This is a genomic window from Pseudorhodoferax sp. Leaf265, from assembly GCF_001422365.1.
GTDB lineage: Bacteria > Pseudomonadota > Gammaproteobacteria > Burkholderiales > Burkholderiaceae_C > Pseudorhodoferax.
Genome location: NZ_LMMT01000015.1, coordinates 85,561 through 112,437 on the forward strand (window position 1 = coordinate 85,561; position 26,877 = coordinate 112,437).

Here is a 26,877-nt window from a genome sequence, read left to right on the forward strand (position 1 = left end):
GCGGCGCAGGGCGTGTCAGGCCGGTTGTGGCGCGGCCGCCGAGGCCGGCAGGCCGAACACGCGGTCGAAGCCCCAGTTGAAGACGAAGGTGTAGACCAGGAAGAACAGCAGCAGCGCTGCGTCGTAGAGCAGGGCTTCCCACAGGCCCACGCCCAGGTACCAGGCGAACACCGGCACCAGGATGAAGGCCAGCCCGCCCTCGAAGCCCAGCGCATGGCCGATGCGCCGCTTGAGCGAGCGCCCGCGCACGGGCTGGCGCTTCTCCCAGGCCTCGAACAGCGTGTTGAACACCAGGTTCCAAATCACCGCGATGGCCGAGGCGATGGTGGCCAGCACCGTAGACTGCCCCGCGCCCGCACCGGACATGGCGGCCAGCCCCACGCTGGCGCACAGGATGGCGATCCCTTCGTAGAGGGTGACGTAGACGATCTTGCGTTGAATGCCTTGCATGGCCGCGACTGTATGGCTGCTGCACTGAAAGAAAAAGTCAACTCATGTCAGCGCAGCTGATAGATTGCGCCCATGGTCTTCAATTCCGACAACGTCGTCCTGTTCCTGGCCGTGCTCGACCAGGGTTCGTTCTCCGCCGCCGCCCGTTCGCTGGGCCGCGTGCCCTCGGCCGTCAGCATGGCGGTGGCCAACCTGGAGGCCGAGCTGGCCATCCCGCTGTTCGACCGCAGCGGGCGCGAGCCCCAGCCCACGGCCGCCGCGCGTGCGCTGGAGCCGCAGGCCCGGCAGATCGCGCAGCAGCTGCGCGCGCTGGACGCGCATGCGCTGGCCCTCACGCAGGGGCTGGAGGAGCGGCTCACGCTGGCCATCACGCCCGAGCTGCTGTCGTCGCGCTGGACCGGCCCGCTCGCGCAGCTGGCGGCCGAGCACCCGCTGCTGGATGTGGAGGTGCTGGTCTCGCCCCAGGCCGACGCGCTGGCCATGCTGCACACCGGCCGCGCGCAGCTGGCCCTGGTGTTCGAGCGCCCGCGGCTGGACGGGCGCGAGGCCTTCCGCCAGGTCGGCAACGAGACGCTGCTGGCCGTGGTGGCGCCCGGCCATGGCTTGCTGGGGGAGGCCGATCAGCCGGGCGGCCTGGGCGCGCTGCAGCTGGCCAACACGCGCCAGATCGTGATCGCGGGCCGCGACGGCGGCGTGGCCGACCCGCGCGTGGTGTTCGGCCGCCACGTGTGGCACACCGACAGCCCCGAGGCCGCGATGGGCCTGCTCGAAGCCGGGCTGGGCTGGGGCTGGCTGCCGACCAGCCTGGTGCAGGAGCGGCTGGACCGCGGGCGGCTGGTGGCGCTGCCGCTCAAGACGCTGGACAACGGGATGGCGCTCTGCGTGGACGTGGTGTGGTCGCGGGAGAGGCCGTTGGGGTTGGGGGGGAGGGCGTTGGTGGAGGGGATGGCAAGGGCGAGGGCGGCCTAGTCACTGACTGCCTCACTGCTCACTTCTACGCTGCAGCCATCCTCGTGATTGCTATAACAAAGATTCTTGAAAATGTGTGCATCATTAATGAGGAATACGTACGTGGCCTTAAAAGGCCCATCCTGGCCGTCGCCGCGATGTCGACCGGCGGATGGCCGCAGTGACCAAAAACAACATCATTCAAGGGAGATGCTTGATGTAGACCTGACCAGACACGGAGTCGTGCCTAAAAACACCTGCCGATCCTTAAGGCCCGGCCATCCCACGGTGCAGAATGCGATCAAACAAAAAGGTGAGGCGGCCCGCTCCTGCCGCCTCGCACCCCATCCCCAATTGATATAGGAACAAGGTCGGCGCTTGTGTGTGGGCTGCCAACAGCCATTAGGGTAAAGCGGAGCGCCGCCGTCAGTATACCTCACGGCTCCGCTTTGCATCTAGCTCCCTTCCAAGATCGAACTTATCGCCCCAAGCGGTGAACCAGTGATCGTTAGACGCTTGAACCGACATAAAGCTTGCAGGATCTAAGCCGAAAGTCTGCCCGATGCGTTCCTTAGTAGCGGTACTGATATAAGGACAGATGATGAGGTCTAGCAGCATGATCAAGGCTTCGGTGTCCTCGTGGCAGAGGGCCTTCGTGTGTTCAAGCTTGGCGACGATATGCGCCTCCAGAAAATCTTTTAACTTAGTGTATCGAACTTTGTCCTTTATATATGTCAGAAGAATAGTTATCGAAAAGTGGCTCATAAATCCAGCCGGGCGGCAGTAGTTTCCGGTCCCTTTCTCCTCTTTTATTAGAAAGTGTCGGAGCAGGATGGGGGGTGGAAGCCAATATTCACGACCTATCTGAGACAACGAGAGAAGGAGATAAAGACTCTCAACTTCTCGATAAGCACTCATGGTGTTCTTGTCGAGTTGCTGCACGACGTTGTCGTGCACATACTTGAATAGCAAATGCTTCAGCTCATGCGGGAAGTTCTGCGAGTTCAGGAAATCTACCGAGGTTGCGATCATTCGGCAGAGACGAATCGTGTGATTTACTTTAGGACTTGCAGAATAAGCAAAGAAAGAAAACTCCATGATGGCTAGCAAAGATCTTGAAAGTCGTCTGCGATTCCGATCGGAATTGTCGCATCCAACATAGACCTTGAATAGCTTTTCGATCTTGTTTTCCGCTATGGCAAACGTATAGTTCAAAAGTTCGCCGTATGTGATCCCTGATTCTTTTATCGCAGATTTGTACCCAATTATTAGGCGGTTCGTATTTATGCTGCAAACCAAATTCTTTGTCGGCGAAGTTAAGGGCGAGGCCGAATCTTCCTCCTCGCACTTTGGGCTGATCTGTTCATTAAGGAGTGCCGAGACACGCTCTTTGGCTATTGTGATTTCGGTGATGATCGGTTTTTGGTAATGCTTTATCTTTGCTGTATTGATACTAAGCTTCTTCGATTTGAGAAGATCCTGTAGTGCGTCAAATATTTTTGTTCGCGTAGATTCGTCGTTATAAAAAACAAAAAAATCATCTACGTATCGAAAAATCTCATAATCCACCTTGTGGCGCAGGTTTTCCGCAGCTCGCAATCGCTCGACCAGCTTAAAGTCAATGGATTGCAGGATGATCTCTGCAAAAATCCGAGAAAACTCTGGTCCAATAACAATGCCGTTCGTCTCTTTGTGATTTAAATTCTGCATGAGAGCGTCAAAGCGCCCCCCAAACGTCTTCTTTGATTCTTCTAGGCCAAATTTTGTCTGATCCTTGCCCAAGATTGCCCATGGCAATGAATGGGTGTAAATGCTATCAAAGCACTTGCTTACGTCAATCTGAACCATTGCATCGTATTTTTTCTCGCTACGATGGTATTTTCGTGATTCGAAGAATCGATGTATGTTTCGAAATTCTTTGTAGACGAAGTAAGAGCCAATTTGCTCATATTCTTTGCCGTCCTCCTCCACTCCCGCGATGACATCCAGGCGCTGCTCGTGCAGCTTGTCCTTAAAGTAGACATAGCGGGATACTGAAGCAGGGCGGCGGATAGAAAATTCGCTTACGGATGTGTGATAAATAATTAACGCGCTGTGAGTTGCATAAAAACTGGCAACTTCAATCTGATTGCGTGGGTGAATGACGCTTAATGTGCGGCCGTCAAGATTGTGTGCAACCCGAAAATTAAAGGGTATGGTTGCCATCTGGCATTTCCCGAGAGAAACGAAACGGCGCGTCTTCTGCTTGCCCCACTCTGTCACGACTTCGGTATTTACGGGCGTGTGTTTATGTATTCCAAACAGCAGTTTCATTGTCTGATCAAGGATCGGTTTGTCACATATCCAGCGTAACTGTCTGTTCTCTATTTCGACACTATATTTCCGTAGAAACCGGTAGTAGCCCCTGTTGGAAAACGTTGGAGGCACCTCGAAAGGCAGCATGTCCGTCAGTACGGGCCGTTGCTTGCGGTGGGTAAGTGATATGCGCCGCTTAGCCATGTTTCCACGCCTCAACGATAACTCGGAGTTCCTTGGGACTGAAATTATGGTAGCGCTTTTGTTGGAAACCAGTCGTGAATTTGCAGTGCTTCAATTTCTTCTGCAAGCTGGTTCGTTTTAATTCTCCGATATGTTTTTTTAGTTTTTTGTCAAGCAGTGTGAAACTCCGCAAATTTGTAACGATCGAATTGTTGAAGTAGATTCCGGTCACTGCGGAGGCCTTGCTATTCGCGAGGCGGGTGTTGGCCGTCAAAAATTTCACACGCGCAGCCAATTTTCTGAATGCATTTTTAGGGCTAATGGGTTTCTCTTGCCAGTAATCTGAGAACGCCAAATTTATTCGGGTGCGATATTTTGATATTTTGGCCGCACTGGGGCTGATATCAACTTTTCCAGCCTTCACAGCAAATCGATATCCAAGATATTCAAACTTCTTTAAGGTCGAAGCGGCTAACTCAAATTCAAAAGTTTTTTTCGCGTTATGGGAGAGTCCTCTTTTCCCAAGGATGTCGATGATTCTAGTCTTAAATGATCCAAGAGCTTGTCCGGCCGGAGGACGTGCAAAAATTGTTACTATGTCGTCTACATAACGGCAATAGAGGACTAATCCAGGAAGCGACCGAATTTCATCGTCAACTGGCATCAGGTAAAGCTCTGCCAAGTACGCGCTGATGCCTACGCCGCGTGGGATTCCCTCGGGTGATCCGGAAATCGCGCCGTACGAGTTAAGGACCTGCTTGATATACTTTTTCGATGCGGGGCTTAGCAAATTATCGCGATCCAGTTTCTCGATAAGTCGTTTCCGGTCGATGCTTTCATAGAAGGATGAGATATCAGTGCGAACTAGCTCGAAGGGGAAATCGCTGCCAAGTAGATCTCGAAGCTGGCAGGCCAAATCGTGGCGGCTGGCCTGTTTTACGTCGTAGATGTGGTGGATGTTGAGTTGCAGCTGTTTGATGACAAAAAATGTTTCTGGCTCTGCGTCTATGCAAAAAACCGACTTTCCTTTTGGTCCTGTTTTTTGGGAAAGTTTGATGCTGAAGCTTGGCTTTAGGACTTTTTGACTGATGTCATCCATGAGGCTATTGATTGCAGAAGACTTGACTTCTTTGGCAGATGCCAAGTCAGCCTTCAGAGCAAGTAACTGGGCCTTGAAAGCATCGGGCGTTAATGTGGCTTCAACTTGCCTTAGCGCGCGGATCTCCTTTACCTTATCGCGGACAGCGAAAGTAAGTGGTTCAAGTGTGGGGAAATATCGCGTGGCTAGATCAGAGCCCTTTCGATTCTCTATGTCATATATGCGACGGAAATTCTCCGCGGTGAACATTTGGTCAAGCATTGCGTGAAACTATTCCATTAAATCTACGTCGGTGCAGCATCCTTGGAATACCTTATGATTAGAGTAACGATAATTTCTGTTGCGAGGCAAAGATCACTATAAGTAATCAAGGCGAGAACTGATTGGTAACGGCAAGGTGGTAGGTACGCCGCCAGTAAGAGTCCGCGATTCTCAAACGCCCGCAGACTGGCGTCAGTCTTATCAAATCGGTCACCCTCTGCATGGCCGCCGCAGGCAGGTCAGCGTTTCCGATCGCTTCTAAGCAGACAGTGCGACGCACAGGTTCCGAAGCTTGTGAAGTGCCCCATACAGTGCTACGCCGTCGTGTTCCGCCGGGACAGTTCAGGGCGTGCGCCAGGTCGATGCAAAGAGCAGCTGATCGCCAGCGGCGAATCTTTGCTAGATCAGGAGGCAAGTGCATCGCTGACCTGCTGGACCGTCTGAGCAGTGGGCGAGCGGCGCGCGGCCACGATGTATTACCCAGTACGACACCGCATCCAGCTCCACGCCAAGGCAGCAGCCCCACGAGGTCAATCCGATTGACGGCCGTGCCACATTTGCGCCTTCCCATCGCCTCCCTTTTGTAGAGATGTCGATTTAGAAACCTTCTGAAACAATCCTATGAGGGATTTGCGCAGGGGTTGCAACTGAGCCGCGCAAGTTCTCCATCAATTGGTGGAGAGGGCGCCCGGGAGCGTGTCAACCGGATTGCGTGACGCAGGCGGTTTGGCGGCGCCGAGCCCGACATAGCAGCGGACACTGATCCGCACAGCTGCACGATTTTTGAACGTCCAAGCGCAGTCTTTCGGCCGTCTTCCAGACAGGTGCGGCGGAGGGCCCGCAACGCGTCGCTGGCTTGCGTTCGGGTGGCCGAACGCGGCAGTGCACGCCGTTCGGAAAACCGTCCATTGCCCGGTTTCGCCGTGGGCCGCCATCGATTCGCCGGCCACGGCCTCCGACCAGCCGGCCGGTTCCTTTGCACCCAGCTCCGACCACCCCTGTGCCTCCGGCCAAGCATGTGCCTCCGGCCAAGCATGTGCGGGCGGCCCTCAGGCGTGCACAAGCAGCAGCCTTTCCCCCGCGCGCGGCGGCTCGTGAAGACCCGTGGCATGCCACGCAAATCGAGTTCTTGCCGATGGCACGGATCGTGCGCTGCAAGCCACGAGGGTCTTGTCCTCTAGAAGGGCTGCATGCGCGCACCGGCCTTGCGCGACATGTCCGCTGCGCGCGGCAGCCCGCCAAGTCCAACGTCAATTGAGGGATCAGGGATGTACCAGGAAATCCGCAGCCATGGCACACGGCGCACAGCGCGCGCACGGCGCCCACGCGCCACGCCACCGGCACTGAAAAACATGCACGTGCAACTGGCCTGCCTGTCGCTGCTGGCCTTGCTGGCCGCACCGGCCAGCGCCAACCAGTGGTCCTACCCCGGCGACCCCGGCTTCGTCGCCCGCAGCGCGCCGGAAGTGCCCGGCGCCAAGGCCAGCTGGGAGACGCCCGAGTACGGCACCTACTTCGGCACGCTGGGCGGTGGCACGGCCATCACGGCGCCGTGGCAGCTCGTCGCCGTCAACGCGTCCACGGCGTACGCGCTGGGCTACTACGGCCAGGGCGTCACGCTGGGCATGATGGATTCGGGCTACCGGCCGACGCACCAGGGCTTCCAGACCACCATGATCGCGCCCGTGCGGGCCGGCGGCGTCTACGCCACCTCGGGCTTCGGCTACCGCAGCACGCCCACGCCGGGCAACCCGTTCACGGCCGGCGAGGCCTTCGTGGTGGATGGCGACCAGGCGCGCACCAGCGACTACTCGCACGGCACCGGCATGCTGGGCGTCACCTCCGGCATCCGCGATGGCCTGGACCAGCATGGCATCGCCTTCGGCTCCAGGATGGTCGTGGCCAAGACGGGCGGCTCCGACACGCAGTCGCACGGCCCCTTCCACGACTACGTGTACTGGTACACGGCCAACAAGGCCCTGGTGGACGCCGGCGCCCAGGTCATCAACAGCAGCTGGGGCTCCTACGTCCAGACCTTGAACCGCACCCAGTTCGACGGGTCGGGCAACGACCTGGGCGCCAACGGCAACCTGGCCAATGCGTACCAGATCGCCGGCAAGGACAGCGCCAATCCGGCCGCGATGGCCAGCATGATCCCGAACGAGACCTTCAAGGATCTGGAGTACCAGTACTTCTTCACCAAGAAGACCTACTCGGCCGGCGGCATTCAGTACAACCCGGCCTACCCGGGGCGCTCGTTCATGGACGCGATCTGGGAGGCCATCAAGGTCACCGGCACCGTCAACGTGCGCTCGGCCGGCAACAACGACTGGAGCAACCCCTACTTCCGGCCCGCGTACCCGCTGTTCAACCCGCTGGCGGAGAACCAGTTCGTGGCGGTGGGCGGGGTGCAGCCGCCGACGGCGGCCAACCCGGAATACACCAAGCAGTTCGGCTACAACGAGGCGGGGCTGGCCAAGTGGTGGTCGGTGTCGACCCCGTCGAACAGCGTGCGCACCACGAGCAGCGCGGGCGACACCAACTACTCCAACTCCAGCGGCACCTCGCCGGCCACGCCGGTCGCCACCGCAGTGATGGGGGTGCTGCTCTCGCGCTTCCCGAACATGGATGCCAAGCAGGTCCGTGACGTGATGCTGACCACGGCCAACAACCGCATGTCCGACGGCACGCGCTTCCTGGGCACCGGCCAGACCTCGCCCACCGGCGCCTCCATCGCCTGGACCGCACCCGACGGCCTGCCGGACGAGCGCTGGGGCTGGGGCATTCCCGATCTGGCCAAGGGCGTGCACGGGCCGCGCCAGTTCCTGAGCCCCATGGTCTACGCCATGAACAAGGCGCCGCTGGACGTCTGGTCCAACGACATCGGCCAGGTCGCCATCAAGCAGCGCGAGCAGGAAGACCGCCAGTGGCTGGCCAGCTACAAGCAGCAGGGCATCGCGCTGGCCGGCCCCTTCGGCCCCAACGTGCTGAACCAGAACGGCACGCTGAGCCCGCAGGCCTTCATGGTCCAGGGCCTGCTGAACGATCCGGCCATCCAGGCCATCACCAACGGCCGTCCCGAGACCTACGACAAGATCCCCTATGCCAACGCGGTGGCCTGGCGCAAGGAATGGATGGACGCGCGCGCGGACTCCATCCAGAGCAAGATCGACCGCGGCCAGTACACGGCCTCGCTGACCAAGACCGGCAGCGGCACGCTGATCCTCACGGGCAACAACAGCTATGCCGGCGGCTCGACGGTGGCGGGCGGCAAGCTGTCGGTGGTCGGCACCAACGGCTCGGGCGTGACGGTGACCAGCGGCGGCACGCTGGGCGGCACGGGCACGGTGGCGGGCGCCATCGTCGTCATGAGCGGCGGCGTGCTGGCGCCCGGCGTCAGCGCGGCCGAGGCCGCGGGCGTCACCGGCGTGGTGGCCGATGTGACGGTGGCCGCAGGCGATGTGCTGCGTGCGAGCAGCGCCAAGATTGGCCTGGGCGGCTGGTTCGCCGCCACGCTCAAGCCGGGCGGCGTGTCCTCGCGCCTGGTGGCTTCGGGCAGCGTCGCACTCGGCGGCAGCCTGAGCCTGTCGGCGGCGGTCGCACCCAACCCGGGCGAGACCTACACGCTGATCCAGGGCAGCAGCATCCTCGGCACGTTCGCGGGCTTGCCCGAGGGTGCGAGCTTCCAGTCGGGCGGGCGGCAGTTCCGCATCTCCTACCAGGGCGGCCGCGTGACGGTCACCGCGGTGTGATGGCGCCCCGCAGCATTCCATTTTGTTTTTGTCCAGGGAAGGAAATGAGCATGAAAAAAATCGGTTCGTCGATCGCAGGCCTCGCGCTGGCCGCCACGGCGGCTTTTGCGGCGCCGGTGCAGGCCAACCTCGTCACCAACGGCGGGTTCGAGACCGGCGATTTCTCCGGCTGGGCGCAGACCGGTGAGTCCGACTTCAACGGCGTGCAGTGCGCCGGGCCCGGCGCCAGCGTGTACGCGGGCAACTGCAGCGCCTACTTCGGCCCCTTCTCGTCGCAGGGCGGGATCGCGCAGACCATCGGTGTCGGCAGCATCGGCAAGATGTGGAGCCTGTCGTTCGCGTTCATGCCCGATGGCGGCATGCCGAGCAGCTTCACGGTGAGCTTCGGTGGCAAGACGCTGCTGTCGATCACCGACCCCGTGGCGAGCGACTACATGGTCTACCAGTTCAGCGGCTTCACCACGGCGGAGAACATGACGCTGAGTTTCGACTTCTTCGACCCGGTGGGCTTCCTGTCCCTGGACGAGGTCTCGGTGACGGCCGTGCCCGAGCCGGCGACGACCGCCCTGATGGGTGCGGCGCTGGCCGGCCTGCTGGTGATGCGCCGCCGCAAGGCAAGCTGAGGCGCCGCGCCGCCGACGGCTCCCGTGGCCCGCTGCGCGGCTGCGGCCGCTGGCGGCGCACGCAGGCCACGCGAACCGACCTGTTCGACGCGGAGGAGGTGAAGAACCACCTGCGCACCTTCCGCTGAGGGTGGGCAGCTGCGCGATCCGCAGGGCCTGCCGGTCGGTGCACGGCTGCTGCGCGAGGCGCACCGGCTTCCGCTGGACGGTGCGCGCTGCGCCGGCAAGCAACCCGGGCGCAGCGCGGTGGGGAAGGGCGGCACGCGGCGACGTGATGCGACCAGCGGTCGCGGCACCGGAATTGCATGCCCCATGGACTTCGCTCCGCAGGAGAAGCTTCATGCACCGTGCTGTGTACCGCGTTGCCCTGGTTACGCTGTTGTGGGGCGCCACGTTGGCCGGCGCGGCAGATGCGCTGCCGGCGCTGCAGGCCGACGCCAGACGCACCACGGTGTCGGGCCTGTCTTCCGGCGGCTTCATGGCGGTGCAGTACGCGGTGGCCTTCTCGGCCAGCGTGCAGGGCGTGGGCGTGGTGGCAGGCGGCCCTTACCGCTGCGCCGTCACGGTGGGTTGACGCCATGGGCCGCACCGTGGTGGATGGCGGCGGCTTCAACCGCTGGGCCGACACCAACCGGTTGATCGTGCTGTATCCACAGGTGGCACGCAGCGGCGCGTCGCCGTTCAACCCCAAGGGCTGCTGGGATTGGTGGGGGTAACTGGGGCCTTACCTCTACACCGGGCCGGCCTACGCTTCCCGCAGCGGGTTGCAGCCATCGGCCGTGCGCAAGATGGTGCAGCGCCTGACGGACGGACAGGAGGACGTCGTTCGGTGACGGCTGCCGGTGCGTGGGCTTGCAGATCGCAAGCCATGCGCGGGCCTCCATTGGCGTGGAGAAGGCGGCGGACTGGCAACACACCAAGCTTGCACCCGTGACGCAAGGCGGTCGCCGCGCCTGGGCGAGGCGCAGGCCGACGCGAGGCTTCGGCCCAGGCCGCCAGCCGCGAGGCACGCCGGCCCGCGGCAGGCGGCATGCGAAGTCCCACGGGCCAAGGGTGTCGCTGCCGGCCCCGGCGGCCTGGCGGGGCTTCTACAACCGGGGTGGACGGGCGGCCTCTTGCCGGCCCGCCGGCACCACTCCTGGAGAAGACCATGCCCGAAATCCCGACCCCCATCACCCCGCCCACCCCACCCGAGGCGGGTGACGCCGACCTCGCAGCGCAGGCCCGCCCGGGCTATGGCGTGCCCTCGCAAGACCCGCGGCCTGGTGCGCAGCAGCCGCTGTCGCCGGCCGAAGCCACGCGCGAGGCCGGCAGCACGCTCGCGGCCGGCGGCGTGCTGGCCGGCGCTGCGGCGGGGGCCGCCGTCGGCGCGGTCGTCGGCGGCCCGGCGGGCGTGGTGGTGGGCGGTGCGGTCGGCGGCATCGCCGGCGCGGTGGGCGGCGCGGCCGCCGGCAAGGCCATCGCCGGCGCGGGCGTGGGCCTGCACATCGAGGACAGCGGCGGCAACGGCCGCCCGGTGGTGCTGATCCACGGCTGGCCACTGTCCGGCCAGGCCTGGCAGGCCCAGGTGCCGCTGCTGGCCGCAGCCGGCTACCGCGTGGTGGTCTACGACCGGCGCGGCTTCGGCCGCTCGGCCAAGCCCGCCAGCGGCTACGGTTACGACCAGCTGGCCGACGACCTGGCCCAGGTGCTGGACGAATGCGGCCTGCAGCAGGACGTGACGCTGGTCGGCTTCTCCATGGGCGGCGGCGAGGTGGCGCGCTACGTCGCGCGCCACGGGCAGGCGCGCCTGCGCAGCGTGGTGTTCGCTGCGGCCGTGCCGCCCTTCATGATGCAAGGCCGCGACAACCCCGAGGGCCCGCTCACGCCCGAGAAGGCCAAGGAGATGAAGCAGAACCTGGAGCAGGACCGCGACACCTTCTTCGAGCAGTTCACGCGCGATTTCTTTTCGGCCAACGGACGGCTCGTGGTCAGCGAGCAGCAGCGCGCCGAGGCCGTGGCGCTGTGCCGCCAATCCGACCAGCAGGCGGCGCTGGCCTGCATGGAATCGTTCGGCACCACCGACTTCCGCAACGACCTCCAGAAGCTCACGGTGCCTACGCTGGTGCTGCACGGCGATGCGGACGGCATCGTGCCTCTGGAGGGCTCGGGCCTGCGCACGCACCGCGCCGTGCCGCACAGCGGGCTGGTGACGGTGCCCGGCGCGCCGCACGGGCTCAACACCTCGCACCCGCGCGAGTTCAACGACGCGTTGATCGCCTTTCTGCGCGAAGGTTGAGCAGGAGGGGGCACAGGCTCCCGCCGGCGGCCCGCCGGGACCACCGCGTCCATCCATCGGCTGGAGGAGGAAGGCGGCACGCGCCTGCGGTACGCTGCGCGCAGCCCATCCGGGCGGCCACGGGAGGGACCATGGTGCAGTGTCTTCGCTCCGCTCAGGCGCGGCGGTTGTTGCAGCTTCTCTCTGCAGGGGCACTGGCCCTGGCCGCGGCAGCCGCGGCGGCCGATGCGCCCACGCCCGGGCCCGCGCCGCCGGCCTGCACGGCCTCGGCACCGCGGCAGCCCGGCCGGCCCGTGGCGGTGCCCGTGCCCAAGGCCGCGCCGCTGGTGTTGCAGAACTTCGTCTACTGCAGCGCGGCGCCTGCGCCGGCTGCCACCGCCAGTGCCACCGCACCGCCGGCTGGCGGGCCGGCCACGGCGCCGCCACCCGCATGCCCACCACCGGCACCGGCCGAGAAGTGCACGGTCGACCCCGCCACCGTGCCGACTTCGGTGGAAGTCAACTTCGGCAAGGGCATCGGCCTGAAGTTCCAGTCCGCCGGGTGGCTGGCCTGGGTGCTGACGGGCCTGTGCGCGGTTGCGGTGGTCGTGGCGCTGGCGCAGATCCTGCGGTCCGGGCCCGCCACGCCGGCCGCAGGCGGCACCGCGCCGACCCGCGCCTGGGCGTGGCTGGCGGCCCTGCTGGCGCTGGTGCTGGGCCTGTTCGTGGGCCTGGCCCTGGCGCCGGGGCCGCAGCTGACGGAGGCGCAGCTGCTGGAGCTGCAGGCCTCGCCGCAGTTCAAGGCCGCCATGGTGGAACTGGTGGAGGCCAAGGCCGAGGCGGCCCGGCTGCGCGAGCGCGTGGCGGTGCTGGAGCTGGCGGCCCGCACCGCCGTGCCGGTGGCGCCGCCGCCCGCGCCGGCGCCGGGGGAGCCGCGCATGGGCGGCTACGACCCGTTCAGCCTGGTGCTGGGCGCGGCCTTGGCCGTGGCCGTGGGCCTGGCGTGGTTCACGCGCTGGGCGCAGGAGCACGCGCAGGCGCGCGCGGTGCTGCGCGCCATCGGCGCGGCGGTGGCGGCCGCCGGGGTGGAGCGCTCGGCCACCTCCAGGCCCGACTCCGTGCCGCCTTCCGCCGAGGAGATGGCGCTGATGACGGTGCGGCGTCTGCTGTCCGGGCGCTGGGGCCTGCCGGGCGAGAGCCTCTGAGCGCGGCGGGCATGCCGCTGCCGCGCGCCCCGGGCACGGCCCGCGTGCCGCCACGGCCAGGCCGGATCGGCGTGCGCCTGGCGCGCCGCGCCGGTGTGCCAATCTGGCAAGGACCGTGGGGCCATGGCCCCGCGTGCGGCCCGGGCGGCCTAGACTCCGCGCCCATGTCTTTCCGCCACCACGCCCGCCTGCAAGCCGACCGGCCCTGCCGCGCGCGCAGCGTGCTGGCCCGGTGCGCCGCTCCGCGCCGAACCGCCGGCCATTCCTGAGCCCGGCGGTCCGCACCAGAAGCACTTCCCCCTTCCTCGCTGCCGATCGCCGGGCCCCAACAGCCCCAAGGCCCCGGTGCGTCCGCGCGCCGGGGGTGGTCGTTGCGTTCGCACCCCGTGCGATGAAGGAGTTCCCATGCAGTTGCGGCAGATCCTTGCCGTTGTCGATGCGTCCGCCGCAGGTGTGCAGGCGGGTTGGCGCGCTGCGCGCCTGGCCTGGGCGCATGGCGCCACGCTGAGCCTGGTGGCGCCGGTGGCGCTGCCGGACCGGCACCCCGCCTCGCGGCACGGCCCCAGTGCGCCGCCCGTGCGCATGCGCGCGGCGCTGAGCGACCTAGCCGGCAGCATAGCCGCCGCCATCGGCATCCGTCCCAAGGTGGCGGTGGACCTGGAAGGCGAGGGCGGCGCACTGCTGCACAAACAGGCGCGCGCCGCCAGCCTGGTCGTCGTGCCGGCGTCGGCGGGTCCGGCGGGGGCCACGGCCTGGTGGCAGGGGAACCTGGCCGAGCGGCTGCTGCGCGAGGCGGGCGTGCCCGTGCTGCTGGTGCGGCGCCCGGCGGGCACGGCGCACCGCAGCGCGCTGGTGGCCACGGGCCTGGACGCCGAGGCCGCCGGCCCGCTGCTGCACGCGGCCCGCTGGCTGTGCCGGCCCGACGGGGTGCTGGCCTGCCATGTGCTGGACCCGACGATCCAGCGCCACCTGCACGCGGCCGACCTGCCGCTGGCCACCGTGCAGTCGTGGATGGAAACCGCCGGGCGGCGGGCCGAGCTGGCGCTGGGCCAGCAGCTCGTGCAGGCCGGGCTGCCGGCCGGGCAGGCGCTGGTGCTGCAGGGCCCGGCGCTCGCGCGGCTGCTGCATGCGCAGCACAGCCGCGCGGCCTCGCTGCTGGTGGTCGGCAAGCCGCGGCGCAGCCGCTGGGCCGACCTGCTGCGGCCGGCGCTGGCGCGGCAGCTGGCCGCGCGCGTGGCCAGCGACGTGCTGTGGCTGCCGACGCCGGAGCCTGGCGCGCGGGTGGCGCGTGCGCGCCTGGACGGCGCGCAGGGCGCGGCGTGGTGCGCGCCGCCGGGCGGCGCGCCCGTGCTGGCACCGCAGCGCGCCGATGCGAGGCCGTTGCCATGAGCGCCGCCCTGGCATGGCCGGCCACGCCGATGGCCGCAGGGCCGCTGCCCGAAGCGCTGCGGCGGCTGGGCCGCTGCCTGGCCCCGTGGACCTTTCTGCGCATCGACGTGGACCGGCCGCTGGACGGCCTGGCGCGCGAGCTGCAGGGCCTGCACGGCCGCCTGGCCGACGGCACGCTGCAGGCCACCAGCCTGCTGCTGCCCGGCCCCTTGCCGGGGCTGCGGCTGTGGCACCGCCAGGCCGATGGCGAGCACTACGTCTACGTGGAGGACATGGCGGCCGGCTGCCTGGCCGGCACCACGGTGCTGAACCGGCTCGTGGAAGTGGGCCGGGCCGTGGACCCGCATGTGCGCTCGCCGCACTCGCGCTACCTGCCGGCCTACCAGCGCCGCGGCATCGCCACGGCCGTCTATGCCTGGGCGCTGGACAGCGGCATCTGCCTGGTCAGCGGCGCGCGCCAGTCGCCTGGCGCGTACGCGCTGTGGCAGGCGCTGGGGCGGCGCTACGGTTTGGGCTACGTGCAGCTGTCGGCCCGGCGGCTGCGCTGGCTGGGCACGGCCGTGGTCGTGGCGCCGGCGCTGGCCGACGGGCTGGACACGCGGCTCATGCTGTGGAGCGGCGCGCGCGAGCGGCTGCGCTGGCTGGACGGCCTGGCGCGGGCCTGACCACCGGCTGCCATGGCGGCGCGATCGGCGCGCCCGCACCCGCCATGCAAATGCGAATACTTATTACCGGCATCGAATAAGGTGGCGGCGCCGGTAAATCAAGACGCACTGGTCGGCGCGGCCCCGCAAACTGCTTTGTCAGACAAATCCTTCTTTTTTTGTAAGCAGGGTTATGGCGGCTCCGTTACTGCTTGCGGCCGCTTATAGTCGCGCCGCCCCACGGAGAGGTAAATGATGAAATTCGGTGTAAAAGAACTTTGCCGCAGCTTGTTGGTCGTCGTTGGAATCGGGGTGACCCAGATGTCCTGGGCCGGCCGGTCCAATTACCAGGAGCTTTATGTGTTCGGCGACAGCCTGTCGGACACGGGTAATTCTCTGGTCGCCACGACGGCGCAGCAAATGGTGCCTGCATTGCCGCCATCCCGTTCGCCTTACGCTTCGTATTGGCAAGGGCGTTATACCAACGGGCCGGTCGCCGTCGAATATCTCTGGGATTTGATGAACCGCAAGAACGGGTCGGAACTGACGCCGTCTCTGGTACTGGACAGCCGCGTCAAGAAATCCGGCGTGAGTTTCGCCTTCGGTGGTTCCACGTCCGGGTTCAGCACGCAGTCGCCGCTGGGTTTCACCGCGCCGGGGCTGCTGGGCCAGGTCCAGCTCTTCAACACCTTGCTGGCCGGCAAGAAGGCGCCGCCCAATGCGCTGTATGTCGTCTGGAGCGGCTCGAACGACTACCTGCAAGGCATCACCAGCACACCCGCGACGGTGGTGAGCAACGTCGCGGCCTCGGTGCGGCAGCTGTATGCCATGGGTGCGCGCTCGTTCCTGGTGCCGAATCTGGCCGATTTGGGACTGACGCCTTTCGTGCAGGTCCAGAATGCCGGCCCGGCGTTCACCCAGCTGAGCCAGGCGCACAACGCCTTGCTCCAGAGCACCCTGGAACGGCTGGGCCGGGAACTGCCGGCTGCGCGCATCGTCTCGCTCGACGTCTTTGCGCTCGGGGCCACCGTGGTCGGCTCCGGCCAGGTGTCCACCGAATTGCCGGCGCTGGAATATCTCGCACCCGGTACCGGCGCGGTCGATTGCCTTTTCCGCAATCCGGCGACCTGTGTGGATGTGAATTTCAACACCTTTTTGCCGCCATTCCTTTTCTGGGACGTGATGCACCCCACCACACAGGCGCATGGCTTGATTGGCAGCGCCATGTACCGCGCCCTGCAGAACAAACCATAAATCACCGCTGGTCAGCCGATTCGTTCGCCACTTGTTTCTACGCATGACAGGATGTTCTCGCGATGGACACCATGCAGCAAATCAGAATATCGAGCGGTGAGAGCTTCATCTCCGGCAAACGTCGCTTCGATTGCGAATGGATGGAGGGTTCTCAAATGAACCGCTGGCTGTTACGGGCCAGGCTGGCCGAAGCCTTGGCAGAGCACGGCCCGCATTCGCATTGGCTTGAAACGCGGCTCAAAAGCGAGGCAGCGCAAGCCATCAGCTTGTAACAGCATGGCCGGCCATTCATTGAAAGTGGTCTCGCCGCGAAATGATGTCGACAACCCGGAGTAGAAAATGAATTTGGTGAAATCAGGGCTTCTCGCCGCAGCGGCCTTCTCGGCCCTGCCGGCGTTCTCATCCCAGGTGACGCAATGGGACTACGTCGTCGACAGCGCCTTCAACGCGGCGCAGACCACGTTCTCGGCCGGACGCGCGTCCAGCAACGGCACGGTGGCACCGTCCAACCTGCAGATCAGCTGGGGCGTGGCGAACGGCAGCGTCGGCGTGAACCGCAGCGCGCTGGAGATCTCGGCCACGCCGAGCAGCGGGGTGCTGGTGACCGACGGCGCGTCGCAGCTCGCCAACACCTACACCCACGTCAACAACGGCAACCTGGGCCGCAACAGCGTCTCGCTGCTGACGACGCAGATCGACGCGCAACTGCAGCTGCGCCCCAGCGGCTCGGGCCTGCCCTATGCCTCCTACCTGGCGAGCTACACCGTCAACTTCGCCGAAACGCCCAACGTGTCGGGCAGCTGCGTGGTGCAGGGCGCGGTCGCCTGCGACGACATCTTCGTCATCTCCGGTTCGCTGAACGAAGCCTTCGTCTACGACGGCTTCGAGTACTTCGTGAGCTTCTTCGCGGCGCCCACGCTGGACACGCTGGACGACACCGTCTGCGCGGCCGCCGGGGCCGGCCCGGGCTGCATCGGCTTCACCACGCAGGAGTTCATGGCGACGACCGTCAACTTCAACCTGGCGATCACGAGCCGGGCCATCGAGGTGCCGGAGCCGGGTTCGATCGCCTTGCTGGGCGCGGGCCTGCTCGGGCTGGTGGGCCTGCGCCGCCGCCACCCGCGCGCCTAGGTCGCGAGCGCTGCCTCGAGCTCGTGCACGAGCTCGGTCAGCGCGCTGCCCAGCGCCAGCACCTTGCGCGCGGGCAGCGGTTGCGGCGCCAGCACGCCGCAGTTCAGCACGAAGCGGATCGCGTCCACGGGCTGCGCGAAGGGCACGGCCACGGCCTCGATCTCGGGCCGGAAGTCGCGTGAGCTGCAATGGCCGTGGCGCGCGAACTGCGCCATGGCGCGCTCGACCACGCCCGCATGCCGGCGCGCAGCGGCCGGGTCGCGCACGGCGATCTCGTTGAGCGCGGCGCGGCGCTCGGCCGGGCGCGCGCCGCAGAGCCAGGCGCGGCCCATGGCGGTGGCCAGCATGGGCATCACGGCGCCGGTGTCGGGTGGCAGCAGCCGGCCGTCGGTGCGCCAGGCGGTCTGCACGTAGACCATGCCGGCCTGGTGGCGCAGGCCCAGCGACACCGCCCCACCGATCTTCTGCGACAGCGCCAGCATGCCCGGCCGCGCCAGCGCGCGCAGGCGCAGGCCGGCCAGCATGGGGTAGGCAATGGCCACGGTGCCCGCACCCAGGCGGTAGCCGCTGCCGCCCAGCGGGTCGCGCCGCAGCAGGCCCAGTTGCACCAGCGTGTAGGTGAGCCGCACCACGGTCTGCGGCGACAGGCCGAGCCGGCGCGCGAGCTGGGCGTTGCCCAGCACTTCGTCGCCGGGCTGGAAGCAGGCCAGCAGGTCCAGCCCGCGCGCCAGCGTCTGCGCGGCGGCGTTGGCGGGATCGTCGGCAGCGCGGCGCCGCGCCGGGGCCGGTGCGGGCGGTGGTGGCCAGGCGGCCGTGGGTGGCACGGCGCTGGCGGACTCGGCCCGCCATTCCTGCTCGATGTGCCGGGCCAGCGCCAGCAGCCTCGGGGCGACGCGCTCGGCCAGTTCGCCAGGGGCCAGGCGCCGCGCCGGCAGGCCGCAGTTGAGCACCAGGCGTTCGCCGCCCAGGCGCACGTCCAGCGGCACTGCCACGGCGTGCACGTCGCGCTGGAAATGCCCGGGCGAGAAGCACAGGCCGTGCTGCGCGAGATCGCGACTGGCCTGGGCCAGCGCGGGCGCCCAGGCCGCGAGCTGGGCCGGTGCGTGCGCGCGCAGCGCGGCGAGCGCCTCGGCGCGTTCGGCGGGCGCGGCGCTGGCCAGCCAGGCGCGGCCGACCGCGCTGGCCAGCAGCGGCAGGGCCGCGCCCACGTCGGGCTTGAAGGCCGAGGGCTGGTGCCAGCGGCAGGTCTCCACATAGACCATGTGGCGGTGGTTGCGCATGGCCAGCGAGACCGCGCCGCCCAGCTCCTCGGCCAACTGGCCCATCGGCAGCCGCGCGAGCCGGCGCACGCCCAGGCTGGCCAGCAGCGGGTAGCCCAGCGTGAGCGCGCTGCTGCCCAGCCGGTAGCGCCGCGTGCCAGCGTCGAACAGCAGCAGGCCGCGCGCGAGCAGCTGCGTGCTCAGGCGCGAGATGCTGGCCTTGGACAGGCCGGTGCGCTCGGCCAGCTGCTTGTTGGACAGGCCGGCCGGCGCGTCGGCGAAGGCGTCGAGCAGGGCCAGGCCGTGGGCGAGGCTGCTGGCGTAGCGGGGATCGGTGGCGGCTGGCACGCGTTCAATATAGCGAAACAAGGATTGGCCCGGCGGTGGTGCCGAACCTAAGCTGCGCACCGGATTCCCCCCCGAACGACAGGAGACCCGAGGATGCGAGCGAACGACCGTGCAGCGCTGCGAGAGGCCGCGCCATGAACCATGCCACGCGCAATCAAGCGCAAGGCCCGCTGGCCGGCCTGCGCATCCTGGACATGGCCACCGTGGTGGCCGCTCCGTTCGGCGCCACGCTGTGCGCGGATGCAGGCGCCGAGGTCGTCAAGCTCGAGCTGCCCGAGGGCAACGACCCGCTGCGCGGCCTGGCGCCCACGGGCCTGTACTGGAAGGTGCTGAACCGCGGCAAGGCCGGCATCTCGCTGGACGTGCGCAAGCCCGAGGGGCGCGCGCTGTTCCTGCAGCTCATCGCGGGCTTCGACATCCTGGTGGAGAACTTCCGCCCCGGCACGCTGGACCGCTGGGGCCTGGACTGGGCCACGCTGCAGGCAGCCAACCCGCGCCTGTCGGTGCTGCGGCTCACGGGCTTCGGCCAGACCGGGCCGTATGCGGACCGGCCCGGCTTCGCGCGCATCTTCGAAGCCATGGGCGGGCTGGCCCACCTGACGGGCGAGGCTGGCGGCAACCCGCTGCACATCAACTTCCCGCTGGGCGATGCGGTGGCCGGCCTGTTCGGCGCGTTCGCCATCGCCAGCCTGGCGGCCGAGCGCGCGCGCGACCCGCAGGCGCCGGGCCGCGAGGTCGACCTCTCGGCCACCGAGGCGCTGCTGCGCGTGCTGGAGCCGCTGGCGGCCGAGCATGAATGCCTGGGCGAGGTGCGCGGCCGCACCGGCGCGCGTGCCAGCTACACGGCGCCGTCCAACATCTACCGCACGCAGGACGGCCTGTGGATCACCCTCGTGGGCTCGTCGGACGCGATCTTCCGCCGGCTCTGCACGGCCATGGGGGAGCCCGGGCTGGCCGACGATGCGCGCTTCGCGAGCAACCCGCAGCGCATGCGGCACCTGGACCAGATCGACGGTGCCATCGCGCAGTGGTTCGCCACGCAGGACTACGCGGGGCTGGCCGCGCTGCTGGAGGCGCACGGCGTGCCTTTCAGCAAGATCTATTCGATCGCCGATGTGCTGGACGACCCGCATTTCCAGGCGCGCGAGGCCTTCTGGCGCCTGCCCGACGCCGAGTTGGGCTCGCTGCCCGCGCCGGCCGCGGTGCCGCGCTTCGGCCACAACCCGCCACCGCCGCGCACCGGTCCGGCCTGCGGCGAGCACAACGCCACGGTCTACGGCGCGCTGGGTCTCACGGCCGGCGACCTGGCCACGCTGCGCGCCGCCCACGTCATCTGAACAGGAGCTTGTCCATGATCCGCGATCCCCAGGCCTTCGGCGAACTGCTGGCCAACGTGCGCCGCCAGGTGCGCGAGAAGATGATCCCGCGCGAGGCCGAGGTCGAGCGCCTCGACGCCGTGCCCGACGACCTCGTGGCCGAGCTGGCCGCGAGCGGCTATTTCGGCTGGTCCATTCCCGAGGCCTACGGCGGCGCCGGCATGACGACCGAGGAATTGGTGCTGGCGGCGATGGAGCTGTCGCAGGCCAGCGTGGCCTTCCGCGCGCGCGTGGGCACCAACACCGGCATCGGCTCGGAGGCGCTGGTGGCCGACGGCACGCCGGCGCAGAAGGACCGCTACCTGCCGCGCATGGCGCGCGGCGAGTTGACGGGCTGCTTCGCGCTGACCGAGCCCGAGGCCGGCTCGGACGCCGTGGCGCTGCAGACCAGCGCGGTGCGCGACGGCGACCACTACGTGCTGAACGGCAGCAAGTGCTTCATCACCAACGCGCCCATCGCCGGTCTGTTCACGGTGATGGCGCGCACGGATGCGAACGACCGCTCGGCGCGCGGCATCTCGGCCTTCCTGGTCGAGCGCGGGACGCCGGGCCTGTCCACCGGCGTGCCCTACGACAAGATGGGCCAGGCCGGCTCGCCGGTGTCGGAGGTGCATTTCGACCACTGCCGCGTGCACGCCGACCAGATCGTGGGCGGCGCCGGCAACACGGGCAACGGATTCAAGACCGCGATGAAGGTGCTGAACAAGCAGCGCATCCACCTGGCCGCGCTGTGCACCGGTCCGGCGATCCGCATGCTCGACGAGGCCGTGGCCCACACGGCGCAGCGCCAGCAGTTCGGCCAGGCCGTGGCGGGCTTCCAGCTGGTGCAGGCGCTGATCGCCGATTGCCAGACCGAGATCCACGCCGCGCGTGCGCTGATCCTGGAGACGGCGCGCGCCCGCGATGCCGGCGAGGACGTGACCATGCAGGCCTCCATGTGCAAGTACTTCGCCTCGGAGATGTGCGGCCGCGTGGCCGACCGCTGCGTGCAGATGCTGGGCGGGCTGGGCTTCATCCGCGGCCACGCCATCGAGCGCTTCTACCGTGACGTGCGGCTGTTCCGCCTGTACGAGGGCACGAGCCAGATCCACCAGCTCAACATCGCCAAGCGCACGCTGGCACGCGCCGGGCACGACCTGCGCTGAACGCAGACACCACAAGGAGACCGACATGCGAGCACTGAAAACCACCACGGCGTGCACGCGCCGCGCCGCCGCTGCCGCACTGCTGGCCCTGGCCGGCGTGTTGCCCATGGCCCAGGCCGCCGACTACCCGGACAAGCCCGTGCGCATCATCGTGCCCTACGCGCCGGGCGGCGGTGCCGACACCGCAGCACGGGCCATCGGCCAGCGGCTGACGGAGGTCTTCGGCCAAAGCTTCATCGTCGAGAACAAGGCCGGCGCCGCGACGCAGACCGGCACGCTCGCGGTGGTGCGCGCCGCGCCCGACGGCTACACGCTGCTGCTGGGCACGGCCAACCTGGCGACCAATGCCGTGCTGTTCGACAAGCTGCCCTACGACGCGCAGCGCGACCTGGCGCCGATCTCGCTGATCACCAAGGCGCCGGTCTACGTGGTGGTCCATGCCGAGTCGCCCGTGAAGGACCTGAAGGGCCTGATCGCCCAGACCCGCAGCACCAAGGACGGACTCAGCTACGGCACGGCCGGCAACGGCAGCATCCCGCACCTGGCGGGCGAGCTGTTCCGCGCGAGCACCGACGCGCGGCTGCTGCACGTGCCGTACAAGGGCAGTTCGGAGGCGGTGGCGGCGCTGGTGGGCAAGCAGATCGACCTGAGCTTCGACAACCTGCCGCCCACCAACAGCATGATCAAGGCGGGCAAGCTGCGCCCGCTGGCCGTGGCCGCCGCCAGACGCAGCGCGCTGCTGCCCGAGGTGCCGACCACGGGCGAGCTGGGCGTGCCGATGGAGGCCTCGTCCTGGTGGGGCCTGCTGGCGCCGGCCGGCACACCGCCGGCCATCGTCGCCAAACTCAACAAGGCCATGGTCGAGGCACTGGCCACACCGCAGATGCGCGAGCACCTGGCGCGCCTGGGCATCGAGCCCGAGAGCTGCAGCCCGGCGGAGTTCACGGCACTGATCAAGGCGGAGACCGAGAAGTGGGGCCGCGTCGCCAAGTCCGCCAGCATCAAGGCGGATTGAATGCAAGCACCCCGCTTGAATGGCTCACTCCGTGTAGCCCTTCCATCCCCCTCGAGGGGCGCCGCCAGCGGCCGGGCCGAGCCTGTTGCGCGGCGTCTGCTGGCGTGGCCTGCTCCGCGGCCATGCGACCCATGTCCTGCAAGGCGGTGCTGTGCCCGGCCGGTGGCGCGCAAGGTCAAGGGAGAGAACGATGTCTTCTGAACGGTTTCGCGCATTCCGGCTGCACCGCGAGACGGCCGACGGTCCCGTGGCCGGCCGCTTCGTCGAGCTCGGCGTGGACGATCTCTCGCCCGGCGATCTGCTGGTGCGCGTGGCCTACACCAGCATCAACTACAAGGACGCGCTGGCCGCGGCCGGCCTGAACCAGATCGTGCGCCAGTACCCGCGCATCGGCGGCATCGACCTGGCGGGGCAGGTGGTGCAGTCCGGCGACCCGCGCTTCGCGCCGGGCGACGCGGTGGTGGTGCATGGCTTCGGCATCGGCGTGGACCACGACGGCGGCCATGCCGAGTTCGCCCGCGTGCGCGCGGACTGGGCGCTGCCGCTGCCGGCGGGGCTGAGCCTGGAAGAGGCCGGCACGTTGGGCGTGGCCGGCTACACGGCCGCGCTCAGCGTGCATTGGATGGAGCACAACGGCCTGGCGCCGGGCGGCCTGCCGGTGGTGGTGACGGGGGCCAGCGGCGGCGTGGGCAGCGTCGCCATCGACATCCTGGCCGGGCGCGGCTACGAGGTGGTGGCGGTCAGCGGCAAGGGCGATGCCGACGGCTACCTGCGCTCGCTGGGCGCGGCGCGCGTGCTGGCGCCGGACGTGGCCGCGGGCGCGGGCCGTGCGCTGGACAAGGCGCAGTGGGCCGGCGCGGTCGACGCCGTGGGCGGCCAGATGCTGGCCTGGCTGCTGCGCAGTGCGGCGCCCGAGGCGGTGATCACGAGCTTCGGCAATGCCGGCGGCGCCGAGCTGCACACCACGGTGCTGCCGCTGATCCTGCGCGGCGTGCGGCTGATCGGCATCAACGCCAACAGCCCGATGCCGCTGCGCCAGGCCGTGTGGGCGCGGCTGGCCAGCGACTACAGGCCGCGCCACCTGGCGCGCGTGGCGCAGCAGACGCCGTTCGCGCAGCTGCCCGAGGCCATGGCGCGCATGCGCGAGCGCGGCACGCGCGGGCGCATGGTGGTGGGCTTCTAGCGCAGCCGTCGCCGGCCCCAGCCCAGGCCGACGAGGCCCAGCCCGAGCAGTGGGGACCGGATTCGGTGGCGCCGACCGTGGTCGAGCCGTACTGCTGGAAGCAAATGGCCTGGTTCTGGCCGCGCGTGTTGGAGCCCAGCAGGCTGCCGGCGATGGTGTGCCAGGCAGGTGAGGAAGCTGCCCCAGCGGCCTGTACTACCATGGCCGGCCGCTGAACCCGCCAACACGATGCCCATGCGCCCCATTCCCGCGCTGGCCTGCTCGGCCCTGCTGCTGCTCCTGCCCGGCCTGGCCACGGCCCAGAAGATCGAGGTCGACCGCGAGACCTACCTGGCGCGCTGCACCGCGCTGCTTTACCCGCTGGACGAACTGCTGCTGAGCCGGCTGTCCAAAGAGAACGGCTTCGGCGCCAAGTCGCTGGGCTACCTGCGCGCCACGCGCGACGTGTGCGGCTGCAGCTTCGAGCAGGCCCAGCTGGCGCTCAGCCCGCGCCGGCTGTTGCTGTTCGCGCACCGCGGCTTCGAGCCCGTGGAGCAGGGCATCGGCCAGCTGTTCGAGCCGGCCGACCGCGAGGCGGTGGCCAAGTTCGAGAAGGAGCACAAGGGCTACCGGCGCTGCGCCGAGACCTTCGAGCGGCGCGTGGACGAACTGTCGGACGCCACGCAGCGCTAGACCGCGCGCTTGGCCGCGTACATGGCCCGGTCGGCGGCCTCCAGCAACTCGTTCTCGGTCACGAACTGCTCGGGGCCGGTGCCGGCCACGCCGGCGGCGACCGAGAACTCGGGGAACAGGGCCGTGAAGGCTTCGGCGATCTTCTCGGCGATGCTCTCGGCCACATCGGGCGTGGCGTCGGGCAGGATCACGCAGAACTCGTCGCCGCCCACGCGGCAGGCGAAGTCGGTGCTGCGGCAGCTCTTGGCGATGGCCTCGCCCAGCGCGCGCAGCACCTCGTCGCCCTTGGCATGGCCGAAGGTGTCGTTGATGAACTTGAACTTGTTGACGTCCATGTAGACCAGCGACACCTGGCTCTTGCGCCGCTGCGCGGCGTTGAGCTCGCGCGTGAGCGCCATGGTCATGCCGCGCTTGTTGTAGAGCTCGGTCAGCGGATCGCGCTCGGCATGCGTGCTCAGGATCTTGGACTTCTGCTCCAGCGCATGGGCATAGGTCTCGATGCGCTTCTTGGCGCTTTCCATGGCGCTGAGCAGGGTGCCGATGTAGGTGTCGAAGACCAGCGCGTTGTCGAAGTTCATGAGCTTGTCGAGCGCGCGCAGCACGTCCAGCAGCGTGTGGCGGTCCTCGATCTCGTGGGCCAGCACCTCGGCCAGCAGGTACTTGAGCGTGCAGGCGGCCGACAGGAACAGCTTGGGCTCCACGCCGATGCGCTTGTGCACGAGGCCGATGCGCAAGCGGCCGTTGACATAGGCGTGGCCGTAGTCGCCCGCGAACAGGTCCTGGATGTAGCGCGTCTGCGCAGAGCGCAGCCGGGCCAGCGTGTCGGCATCGCCGATCAGCAGCGCGATCTCGTCGAAGGCGGTCTGCTTCTCGTAGAACCTGGCGACGATGTGGTCGAGCCTGCGCTCGATGATGGGCTGCTGCGCCGTGAGCAGGTCGAGCTCGCGCTGCGTGAGGTCCAGCAGTTCCATCCGCCGGATGATCTCCATCTCGTTGATGTTGAACTGCTCCAGCAGCGTCTTCGCAATGGGCACGGCGGTTTCCTCGTCGGGGCGGTCGTGGGAATGGCGTGTCGCGGCCATCCAAAGGACTGGGCGGTTTCGCTCGGCCCAAGGATCAAATCAAGACATCGCTCGACCCAGGTTTGTCTTCAAATGGTAGCAGTCGGATCAGGAAACGGCCTAGCCCACGCGGGCGGACGGGGCTGAGGCCGCGGGCTTGTCTGGCAGGCGCGTGATCTGGATGGCGCGCCCGGTCCACACGCCGCCGGGCGGCAGCGCGCGGATGGCGGCCTTCTGCGCGGCGCCGAGGTCTTTCTCGTTGTCGATGTAGGCCGCGCTGACCTGGATGCTGCGCGGGCGCGGGTCGTGCGGGTCGGGCAGGATCAGGCTGATCTCGTAGGTGGGGGTCGTCATGCCGTGATTTTCGGTGATGGCCGCGGCCGGGTGGGGAGTGGCTGCACCTGCAGCCGCGGCGCATGGACCAGGCCGATGCTGGCCCACACGCCCACGCTGAAGTACAGCGTCATCCAGACGACCTCGGTCTTCCAGTCGGCCCAGTGCGTGGAGACATGCACGCGGCCCGCCACGTCGGCCATGCCGGCGGCGAGGTCCAGGTAGCTGCGGCCGGCGGCCTCGTCGGCCAGCCAGCGCTGCCAGTACATGGGCACGTCGACCGCGAACATGTACAGCGCGTAGGCTCCGGCCGCCACCACCCAGAGCGCCAGCACCGGCCGCTGCGACGGCGCCACGCGCGGCCACAGGGCGAGCAGGCACAGGGCCACCAGCGCGGCGCACAGGCCCCACAGGCTTTCCTCGATGGTGTGGCCCAGGTTGGAGGTGCTGAGCACCGAGTACCAGGAGCAGAGTTCGGCGACGAGGATCAGCGGCACGATCTGCAGCGCCGCCATCCGCGCCAGCGGGCGGTCGCCGCCGCGCGTGGTGTCCTTGAGCATCAGCGCCCATTGCGCGGCGAAGCACAGTTCGGCCACGGTGGCGACCGAGCGGCCGACCAGCGCGCTGGACCAGGGCGCATCGACCATCACCAGGCGCGGGATGTCGTAGACCGGCACCACCGAACGGAAGGCGCAGCCGAACACATAGCCGGCCGACAGCCACAGCTGCAGCCGGCGCAGGCCGTGCCATTGGGCATCGCAAGGCAGGTCGGCGCGGTGCACGCGCCAGGCGGTCCAGCACCAGGCGGCGATGTTGAAGAGGGCCACCGCCCACAGCGTGGTGCGCCACAGGGTGATGGGCTCAGCCATGGCGGGCCGGCCGCGGACGGCGCTTGTTGTTGTGCGGGTGCATGGCCTGTGCCTTGTCGTTCTGCGCCCATGGCGCGGACACCGACGCTACGCCGCGGGCCGCGTGGCGTCTGTAGGACATGCCC

24 protein-coding genes and 1 pseudogene are annotated in these 26,877 nt (G+C 67.5%); 17 read left to right on the plus strand and 8 right to left on the minus strand.

Annotated features, from left to right (window positions below):
* Positions 1 to 15: 15 nt before the first annotated feature.
* The gene (locus ASF45_RS15850) at positions 16 to 450 is read right to left on the minus strand and encodes a PACE efflux transporter (RefSeq protein ID WP_056664320.1); all 435 of its coding nucleotides are present in this window, start codon (positions 448 to 450) and stop codon (positions 16 to 18) included.
* A 72-nt stretch (positions 451 to 522) separates the two neighbouring features.
* Between ASF45_RS15850 and ASF45_RS15855 the strand changes: the two genes are divergently transcribed.
* Positions 523 to 1,419 (plus strand): LysR family transcriptional regulator, encoded by an 897-nt coding sequence (locus tag ASF45_RS15855; protein WP_056664323.1) that lies wholly within the window; start codon positions 523 to 525, stop codon positions 1,417 to 1,419.
* A 405-nt stretch (positions 1,420 to 1,824) separates the two neighbouring features.
* On the opposite strand, the gene drt3b is transcribed toward ASF45_RS15855, so the two are convergent.
* Positions 1,825 to 3,897: an antiviral reverse transcriptase Drt3b gene (gene drt3b, locus ASF45_RS15860; RefSeq protein ID WP_056664325.1), complete on the minus strand. Its 2,073-nt coding sequence runs from the start codon at positions 3,895 to 3,897 to the stop codon at positions 1,825 to 1,827.
* Positions 3,890 to 5,224 (minus strand): antiviral reverse transcriptase Drt3a, encoded by a 1,335-nt coding sequence (gene drt3a / locus ASF45_RS34575; RefSeq protein WP_156473036.1) that lies wholly within the window; start codon positions 5,222 to 5,224, stop codon positions 3,890 to 3,892. Before drt3a ends, drt3b begins: the two co-directional genes overlap by 8 nt.
* 1,364 nt (positions 5,225 to 6,588) lie before the next feature.
* Between drt3a and ASF45_RS15865 the strand changes: the two genes are divergently transcribed.
* The 11 genes and pseudogenes from ASF45_RS15865 to ASF45_RS15910 all read left to right on the plus strand — a co-directional run bounded on the left by ASF45_RS15865 (position 6,589) and on the right by ASF45_RS15910 (position 17,491).
* Positions 6,589 to 8,988 carry a S8 family serine peptidase gene (locus ASF45_RS15865; RefSeq protein ID WP_056664328.1) on the plus strand — a complete coding sequence of 800 codons (2,400 nt, stop codon included), beginning with the start codon at positions 6,589 to 6,591 and terminating at the stop codon, positions 8,986 to 8,988.
* A gap of 50 nt (positions 8,989 to 9,038) precedes the next feature.
* Complete coding sequence (locus ASF45_RS15870) at positions 9,039 to 9,611, plus strand: PEP-CTERM sorting domain-containing protein (protein WP_056664331.1); 573 nt, start codon at positions 9,039 to 9,041, stop codon at positions 9,609 to 9,611.
* Positions 9,612 to 9,951: 340 nt separating this feature from the next.
* Positions 9,952 to 10,170: pseudogene (locus ASF45_RS36490) on the plus strand (depolymerase); the annotation flags it as partial.
* A gap of 19 nt (positions 10,171 to 10,189) precedes the next feature.
* Positions 10,190 to 10,327 carry a hypothetical protein gene (locus ASF45_RS36495; protein WP_235580933.1) on the plus strand — a complete coding sequence of 46 codons (138 nt, stop codon included), beginning with the start codon at positions 10,190 to 10,192 and terminating at the stop codon, positions 10,325 to 10,327.
* 434 nt (positions 10,328 to 10,761) lie between these two features.
* Positions 10,762 to 11,889 carry an alpha/beta fold hydrolase gene (locus ASF45_RS15880; RefSeq protein ID WP_082551052.1) on the plus strand — a complete coding sequence of 376 codons (1,128 nt, stop codon included), beginning with the start codon at positions 10,762 to 10,764 and terminating at the stop codon, positions 11,887 to 11,889.
* Positions 11,890 to 12,059: 170 nt separating this feature from the next.
* The gene (locus tag ASF45_RS15885; protein ID WP_156473037.1) at positions 12,060 to 13,073 is read left to right on the plus strand and encodes a hypothetical protein; all 1,014 of its coding nucleotides are present in this window, start codon (positions 12,060 to 12,062) and stop codon (positions 13,071 to 13,073) included.
* Positions 13,074 to 13,478: 405 nt separating this feature from the next.
* Positions 13,479 to 14,462 (plus strand): universal stress protein, encoded by a 984-nt coding sequence (locus tag ASF45_RS15890; RefSeq protein WP_056664340.1) that lies wholly within the window; start codon positions 13,479 to 13,481, stop codon positions 14,460 to 14,462.
* On the plus strand, positions 14,459 to 15,127 hold the full coding sequence (locus tag ASF45_RS15895) for a hypothetical protein (protein WP_082551053.1): 669 nt from the start codon (positions 14,459 to 14,461) through the stop codon (positions 15,125 to 15,127). The genes ASF45_RS15890 and ASF45_RS15895 overlap by 4 nt, the downstream gene beginning before the upstream one ends.
* Positions 15,128 to 15,361: 234 nt before the next feature.
* A complete protein-coding gene (locus ASF45_RS15900) occupies positions 15,362 to 16,360 on the plus strand; it encodes an SGNH/GDSL hydrolase family protein (RefSeq protein WP_235580934.1) in 999 nt (332 codons plus the stop codon).
* A gap of 62 nt (positions 16,361 to 16,422) precedes the next feature.
* Positions 16,423 to 16,632 carry a hypothetical protein gene (locus ASF45_RS15905; RefSeq protein WP_056664346.1) on the plus strand — a complete coding sequence of 70 codons (210 nt, stop codon included), beginning with the start codon at positions 16,423 to 16,425 and terminating at the stop codon, positions 16,630 to 16,632.
* Positions 16,633 to 16,699: 67 nt separating this feature from the next.
* Entirely contained in the window at positions 16,700 to 17,491 is a 792-nt protein-coding gene (locus ASF45_RS15910) for a THxN family PEP-CTERM protein (RefSeq protein WP_082551055.1), read from the plus strand.
* Here ASF45_RS15910 and ASF45_RS37110 read toward each other — a convergent pair.
* On the minus strand, positions 17,488 to 19,098 hold the full coding sequence (locus ASF45_RS37110) for a helix-turn-helix domain-containing protein (RefSeq protein ID WP_082551056.1): 1,611 nt from the start codon (positions 19,096 to 19,098) through the stop codon (positions 17,488 to 17,490). The two genes, ASF45_RS15910 and ASF45_RS37110, sit on opposite strands and share 4 nt — an antisense overlap.
* Before the next feature lie 134 nt (positions 19,099 to 19,232).
* Here ASF45_RS37110 and ASF45_RS15920 point away from each other — a divergent pair, with 134 nt between their 5' ends.
* The 5 genes from ASF45_RS15920 (at position 19,233) to ASF45_RS15940 (ending at position 24,489) form a co-directional block, all read left to right on the plus strand.
* Positions 19,233 to 20,435, plus strand: coding sequence for a CaiB/BaiF CoA-transferase family protein (locus tag ASF45_RS15920; protein ID WP_056664352.1), 1,203 nt, complete (start codon positions 19,233 to 19,235; stop codon positions 20,433 to 20,435).
* 14 nt (positions 20,436 to 20,449) lie between these two features.
* Positions 20,450 to 21,619, plus strand: coding sequence for an acyl-CoA dehydrogenase family protein (locus ASF45_RS15925; RefSeq protein ID WP_056664355.1), 1,170 nt, complete (start codon positions 20,450 to 20,452; stop codon positions 21,617 to 21,619).
* A 25-nt stretch (positions 21,620 to 21,644) separates the two neighbouring features.
* Positions 21,645 to 22,634 carry a tripartite tricarboxylate transporter substrate binding protein gene (locus ASF45_RS15930; RefSeq protein WP_056664358.1) on the plus strand — a complete coding sequence of 330 codons (990 nt, stop codon included), beginning with the start codon at positions 21,645 to 21,647 and terminating at the stop codon, positions 22,632 to 22,634.
* A gap of 190 nt (positions 22,635 to 22,824) precedes the next feature.
* Positions 22,825 to 23,817, plus strand: coding sequence for an acryloyl-CoA reductase (locus tag ASF45_RS15935; RefSeq protein ID WP_056664361.1), 993 nt, complete (start codon positions 22,825 to 22,827; stop codon positions 23,815 to 23,817).
* Positions 23,818 to 24,045: 228 nt separating this feature from the next.
* The gene (locus ASF45_RS15940; RefSeq protein ID WP_056664364.1) at positions 24,046 to 24,489 is read left to right on the plus strand and encodes a hypothetical protein; all 444 of its coding nucleotides are present in this window, start codon (positions 24,046 to 24,048) and stop codon (positions 24,487 to 24,489) included.
* Here ASF45_RS15940 and ASF45_RS15945 read toward each other — a convergent pair.
* From ASF45_RS15945 to ASF45_RS36845, 4 genes are all read right to left on the minus strand, one after another.
* Positions 24,486 to 25,523, minus strand: a complete 1,038-nt coding sequence (locus ASF45_RS15945; protein ID WP_162244010.1) for a GGDEF domain-containing protein — start codon at positions 25,521 to 25,523, stop codon at positions 24,486 to 24,488. The two genes, ASF45_RS15940 and ASF45_RS15945, sit on opposite strands and share 4 nt — an antisense overlap.
* 147 nt (positions 25,524 to 25,670) lie before the next feature.
* Positions 25,671 to 25,904, minus strand: coding sequence for a hypothetical protein (locus tag ASF45_RS15950; RefSeq protein WP_056664370.1), 234 nt, complete (start codon positions 25,902 to 25,904; stop codon positions 25,671 to 25,673).
* Positions 25,901 to 26,752, minus strand: coding sequence for a hypothetical protein (locus ASF45_RS15955; protein WP_056664373.1), 852 nt, complete (start codon positions 26,750 to 26,752; stop codon positions 25,901 to 25,903). The genes ASF45_RS15950 and ASF45_RS15955 overlap by 4 nt, the downstream gene beginning before the upstream one ends.
* The gene (locus ASF45_RS36845; protein WP_255357799.1) at positions 26,745 to 26,873 is read right to left on the minus strand and encodes a hypothetical protein; all 129 of its coding nucleotides are present in this window, start codon (positions 26,871 to 26,873) and stop codon (positions 26,745 to 26,747) included. Before ASF45_RS36845 ends, ASF45_RS15955 begins: the two co-directional genes overlap by 8 nt.
* Positions 26,874 to 26,877 lie beyond the last annotated feature (4 nt).

Excerpts from the sequence above, each read along its gene's own strand:
- ASF45_RS15855 (WP_056664323.1), top strand. The coding sequence starts at position 523 with ATGGTCTTCAATTCCGACAACGTCGTCCTGTTCCTGGCCGTGCTCGAC.
- ASF45_RS15950 (WP_056664370.1), bottom strand. The coding sequence starts at position 25,904 with ATGACGACCCCCACCTACGAGATCAGCCTGATCCTGCCCGACCCGCAC.
- ASF45_RS15850 (WP_056664320.1), bottom strand. The coding sequence starts at position 450 with ATGCAAGGCATTCAACGCAAGATCGTCTACGTCACCCTCTACGAAGGG.
- drt3b (WP_056664325.1), bottom strand. The coding sequence starts at position 3,897 with ATGGCTAAGCGGCGCATATCACTTACCCACCGCAAGCAACGGCCCGTA.
- ASF45_RS15925 (WP_056664355.1), top strand. The coding sequence starts at position 20,450 with ATGATCCGCGATCCCCAGGCCTTCGGCGAACTGCTGGCCAACGTGCGC.
- ASF45_RS15900 (WP_235580934.1), top strand. The coding sequence starts at position 15,362 with ATGAAATTCGGTGTAAAAGAACTTTGCCGCAGCTTGTTGGTCGTCGTT.
- ASF45_RS15955 (WP_056664373.1), bottom strand. The coding sequence starts at position 26,752 with ATGGCTGAGCCCATCACCCTGTGGCGCACCACGCTGTGGGCGGTGGCC.
- ASF45_RS15940 (WP_056664364.1), top strand. The coding sequence starts at position 24,046 with ATGCCCATGCGCCCCATTCCCGCGCTGGCCTGCTCGGCCCTGCTGCTG.
- ASF45_RS36845 (WP_255357799.1), bottom strand. The coding sequence starts at position 26,873 with ATGTCCTACAGACGCCACGCGGCCCGCGGCGTAGCGTCGGTGTCCGCG.
- ASF45_RS15890 (WP_056664340.1), top strand. The coding sequence starts at position 13,479 with ATGCAGTTGCGGCAGATCCTTGCCGTTGTCGATGCGTCCGCCGCAGGT.
- ASF45_RS15920 (WP_056664352.1), top strand. The coding sequence starts at position 19,233 with ATGAACCATGCCACGCGCAATCAAGCGCAAGGCCCGCTGGCCGGCCTG.
- ASF45_RS15930 (WP_056664358.1), top strand. The coding sequence starts at position 21,645 with ATGCGAGCACTGAAAACCACCACGGCGTGCACGCGCCGCGCCGCCGCT.
- ASF45_RS15935 (WP_056664361.1), top strand. The coding sequence starts at position 22,825 with ATGTCTTCTGAACGGTTTCGCGCATTCCGGCTGCACCGCGAGACGGCC.
- ASF45_RS15910 (WP_082551055.1), top strand. The coding sequence starts at position 16,700 with ATGAATTTGGTGAAATCAGGGCTTCTCGCCGCAGCGGCCTTCTCGGCC.
- ASF45_RS15895 (WP_082551053.1), top strand. The coding sequence starts at position 14,459 with ATGAGCGCCGCCCTGGCATGGCCGGCCACGCCGATGGCCGCAGGGCCG.
- ASF45_RS36495 (WP_235580933.1), top strand. The coding sequence starts at position 10,190 with ATGGGCCGCACCGTGGTGGATGGCGGCGGCTTCAACCGCTGGGCCGAC.
- ASF45_RS15905 (WP_056664346.1), top strand. The coding sequence starts at position 16,423 with ATGGACACCATGCAGCAAATCAGAATATCGAGCGGTGAGAGCTTCATC.
- ASF45_RS15880 (WP_082551052.1), top strand. The coding sequence starts at position 10,762 with ATGCCCGAAATCCCGACCCCCATCACCCCGCCCACCCCACCCGAGGCG.
- ASF45_RS15870 (WP_056664331.1), top strand. The coding sequence starts at position 9,039 with ATGAAAAAAATCGGTTCGTCGATCGCAGGCCTCGCGCTGGCCGCCACG.
- drt3a (WP_156473036.1), bottom strand. The coding sequence starts at position 5,224 with ATGTTCACCGCGGAGAATTTCCGTCGCATATATGACATAGAGAATCGA.
- ASF45_RS15865 (WP_056664328.1), top strand. The coding sequence starts at position 6,589 with ATGCACGTGCAACTGGCCTGCCTGTCGCTGCTGGCCTTGCTGGCCGCA.